The sequence below is a fragment of the Pelagimonas sp. genome, from assembly GCF_058892305.1.
Map to the genome: position 1 here is coordinate 1 of NZ_JBZXVN010000070.1, position 3,947 is coordinate 3,947.

4 protein-coding genes and 1 pseudogene are annotated in these 3,947 nt (G+C 59.0%); 1 reads left to right on the forward strand and 4 read right to left on the reverse strand.

Features of this window, described 5'->3' with window-relative positions:
• The 4 genes from AC5EFR_RS22045 to AC5EFR_RS22060 form a co-directional block, all read right to left on the reverse strand.
• A partial coding sequence (locus AC5EFR_RS22045; RefSeq protein WP_493577872.1) for a ParA family protein occupies positions 1-81 on the reverse strand: 81 nt, incomplete at its 3' end.
• Between the two features lie 65 nt (positions 82-146).
• A complete protein-coding gene (locus AC5EFR_RS22050; protein ID WP_008335465.1) occupies positions 147-938 on the reverse strand; it encodes a TniQ family protein in 792 nt (263 codons plus the stop codon).
• On the reverse strand, positions 935-1,858 hold the full coding sequence (locus tag AC5EFR_RS22055; protein ID WP_235872058.1) for a TniB family NTP-binding protein: 924 nt from the start codon (positions 1,856-1,858) through the stop codon (positions 935-937). Before AC5EFR_RS22055 ends, AC5EFR_RS22050 begins: the two co-directional genes overlap by 4 nt.
• A complete protein-coding gene (locus tag AC5EFR_RS22060) occupies positions 1,818-3,452 on the reverse strand; it encodes a TnsB C-terminal domain-containing protein (RefSeq protein ID WP_024099411.1) in 1,635 nt (544 codons plus the stop codon). The genes AC5EFR_RS22055 and AC5EFR_RS22060 overlap by 41 nt, the downstream gene beginning before the upstream one ends.
• A gap of 145 nt (positions 3,453-3,597) precedes the next feature.
• Between AC5EFR_RS22060 and AC5EFR_RS22065 the strand changes: the two are divergent.
• A pseudogene (locus AC5EFR_RS22065) lies at positions 3,598-3,762 on the forward strand (IS110 family transposase); the annotation flags it as partial.
• Between the last annotated feature and the right edge of the window lie 185 nt (positions 3,763-3,947).

Genomic DNA, 3,947 nt, shown 5'->3' on the forward strand with positions numbered 1-3,947 from the left:
CGGCACGATGACCGAGGTCGCAGCGTAGAGGCCAGTTAAAGTCAAGAACCCGAGAGCTGGTGGGCTGTCGATAACCACCACGTCGTAGTCGCTGTCGCGTTGCCCTTAAATCTGAGACACGACGCGTTCGGGGATATTTTTTGCCCTTAATTATGAGATTCCACTGCCATCGCGCCTATGCTTTTCGCGCGCTGCCGGGCGATGTAAACAACCGCGGCAAGCAGACGTGGCTCCTTATCGAAGGCGCGCAATAGAGCAACCCTTGCATAGTCGTCGATGCCGGAGCTTGAGATGGCCGCTTTGACCAGTGGACGGGATTGGGCTGCATCAATTGCAGCAAGGCCAAACAGCCTTACTTCCAGCCTGTGGCCCTGAAGAGCGTATAACGGATCTCCGCGGAAGGCCTTTAATGATATGGCAAAGGTGACCGCGCGCATTGCGCGCCGAAATTGCTTGGAGCTGCGTAATCGCGCGGCGTATTCAAGCCGCGCGGCGCCGTTGCGCGCACGATTTATCAGCTTTTCGGGCATCTGTTCGCCACTGGCCTTGCCGAGCGTCGGCACAAGTCTCGTCCCACAAACCTGGCAGTCGAATGCCCAGGCTCGCCTCCAATGCTTGAGCGAAAGGCCCTCTCTGGAACATTGCAGGCAATGCTGGAATGGTATCTGGGCCGTCAGCGAGGCTTCTCGTGTCGTCATTGCTGGGAAGGTCAAAGATCGCACAACATCTGGGTCAATCCGTGCGGCGTTGGCAATCTTCGCCGCCGCAGCCGCGTCGACGTTGAAGTTCAAGGCGGTGCCATGCGCGGTATCGATTCTGAGATGAGCCAGTAGTTCCGCATCATCACAGTAGTTGGCCGCCGCCAGCCTAGACAACCAACCTGACAACAACTCGTCGGGCAGCGGCGCGACAGTCTTGGGCAGCGGGTGCGGCTTCACACCCCGGACTTCTCGAGCCGCCGATGGGGGTTCGCATGGCGCGACCAAACCGGCGTCCATTTTGCGATTGCGTCATCGGTGATGCATTCATCACCTGTGACAATGGCGTCGATGGAAAGATCCTTGATCAGGGCGAAGATGCGCGAGGTCACCCCGCCGGTCAGCGCAAGTATCTGCTTTAGTGACTTGACCTTCAGATTGGATTTCTTCTCGAGGGGCATTGCCGCGATGAGTGTCTGGATCATGTCCGAGAACTCGGCGTCGTCGCGCCAGTTTGGAAGGTGATGTTCGTCCAGCCGCCTGGCAAGCTGGATATCACCACGGATGGCATCGACGGCCTCGCTGACCCCCAGGCAGACCAGCGACACTTCGAGTTCATTGCTGAGATACCGCAGAACATTGAGAAAGCGGCGCTGTTCGCGGTGGGTCCCGGCCAAGAGGTTGTGGACTTCGTCGATCATGATCATCCGCAGGCCAAGGTCGCGCAAGAGCGCGACGACACGGACTTCGAGGGAGGCCACATTTTGAGCGCGCGCGCTCAGTGCCGTGGCCGGTGCCCCGACGGTCGCCAGGATGTGCAGATAGAACCGTCGTTCGTCGGGAGCTGGTGGTGCTTGTAACAGTAACAGCGGCGTTCGCGTAATTCCCGATGCTGGGTCATATTCCGGTGCATATCTGCGCGAAAGATTGCGGGCGATCATCGTCTTTCCGATCCCGGACGCGCCATGCACAAGAAGGCCAGGCATACGGGTTTGCCTTGGCGCTTCGATCATACACTGCAAACGGTCCAGAACTTGTTCGGCCCGCGGAAAGCCAATCCAGATATCCGATTGAATGAGGGTGATCCGACCGTCTTCCTCTGTTTTTCCTGCCCTCAATTCACCATCTCTCCACCTTGAACAATGGGCGCGATGTATCACCCGTATCGATCGCGCGCAGCCCTTCGGTTGTTGAGACGGCCGAGTTGGCGCCCTCCAATGTCCCTTTTCTTTCACGGGATCGGCGTTCGGCCCTCGTCAGGCTCCGGCTTTCAGACTCGATTTGGCGTTGCTGTCGGATCAGCTCAGCCAGGACCAGCTCATTGGACCCGGACTTGCCAAGGGCACGGGCATTCCTCATGGCTTCGCGATATTCCCAGAGCGACACAGGCGGAATTTCCAGGTTTCGGTACCGAGCTTCGACGTATCGGTCATTATCCAGTTCGACCCAGATCACCGAGAGGTCGCGAGGGTCGTAGCGGACGACCACCTTTCCATCCCCGCGCCCGATGTGGCCTGCAAGCGCATCGGACCAGTACCGTATCTGGAACAGATGGATGCCGTCACGCCTGACCTTGCGCAGTTCACTTGGCAGAAAGCTCACCCGAAAGGCTTCAATCTCGAAGGGGATATCGCCCATCATTTGCTCTGAGAGCGCCTCCCATTTGGCAACGGGCGTGCAGCCAAGACTTGAATGAATGCTGTTGTTGTAGCGGCAGATTTCCAGAGCAAACCAGCGATCGAAGTCGCTTAAGGTCATCGTGGCCATGCCCTCGGCGTCATAGTCGCCCTTGGCCACGACCGAGGATTGCGTTGTTCCAGGCAACAGGTGCACGGCCCCCATCATCGTGCCGATCAATCGTTCGATGTGCCCTCCGAAATGAGGACTGCCTGGCGGCCGATAGACCAGATCGATCCCCCATTCTGCACATGCCGACCGAAAGGCATGCGACCGGAAATCGCGCCCGTTATCGACGTGGATGCTATGCGGTTTACCCTGCGCGGGCCAAGGAACATTGCGCACCAATTCCGCCAGAAGTTCCGCCTTGGGGGCCACAGCCTGTGTCAGGCAAAGCGCCACCGACAGACGCGAAGGTGCCTCGAGAGAGGTGTAATATCCGGTCACCATCCGCGTTGCGACGTCGATCGCCAGCGTGACCCAAGGCCGCCCAATTGGTTTGCGTTCAAAACTGTCGACGAGAATGATGTCCGCAGGCGTATGGTCGATTTGCACGACCTCCAGTGGCCGGTTTGCCTTGTTGTCGCCTACGACCGGCGCAAATTTCTGGCGGGCCGCCTTTGCGCCTTCGCGTGCCTTGGCAATTTCACGGGCATCCATTGCATCCAGCCTGCGCTGAACCGTCCGACGTGTCGGCGGTTGCAAGCCCTGCTGCCAGCACGCGCTTCGGATTTCTGTCACGATGCGCGACAGGCTTGGGCGTTCCCGCCGTAAGAAATAACGGCGAAGATGTTCTTCGATCACCGCTTCCACCTTGCCGGATATCAAGGTTGTACCAGTCGGGCGGCCCCGTTTCCGAGAAGCCAGCGCGCTGGTGCGCCCACCCTCTTCGGCCAGACGCTTTATCCAGCGCCAGACAGTCGCCCTGCTGACACCAAGCTCCCAAACGGCGTCATTGATGCCACTTTCCAGACTGCCAGTTCCTTTGAGATATGCCTGAACAAGCGGACGCAGAACGGCCGCCCTGCGCGCCTCCTCAGCACCAGCGGCAACGAAGTCTTCGCGATCATCATCCATCAATATTTGCCACACGAAGCTGCGAACCCTGTCTCAGGTTTAAGGGCAAAAATATCGGATTTAAAGGCAAAATATCATATTTAAGGGCAAAGCAAGGCCGTTGATTTCGTTGGATTTCTCATCTCACAATTAAGGGCTACGCGACAGGCATGTTCATGCCGCTGCCCGGCCGGGCACATGGCTTGGCGAGATGCTGACGCGCAAGCCGCCGATGCTGGTGCGGGTCGCGCTGGCGAACAAAATGGCGCGGATCGTCTGGGCGCTGATGGCCCGAGGCGGCGCCTACCAGTCTCCGACCGCTGCGGCGTAAGCCGTCACTGGTCGCGAGGACGTCGGAGCGGAAGAGGGCAAGGAGACGTTTGGCGCACGGTCGTGAGACGGGATCGGGAGAACCAGAGCGCAACAGAGTGCCATCGAGCACGCGGCTTTGATCTGGACCCGACCTGCGAACACCATACGGGCCCGCGGCGTGATGATGGCCGCAACAGAGGCCGG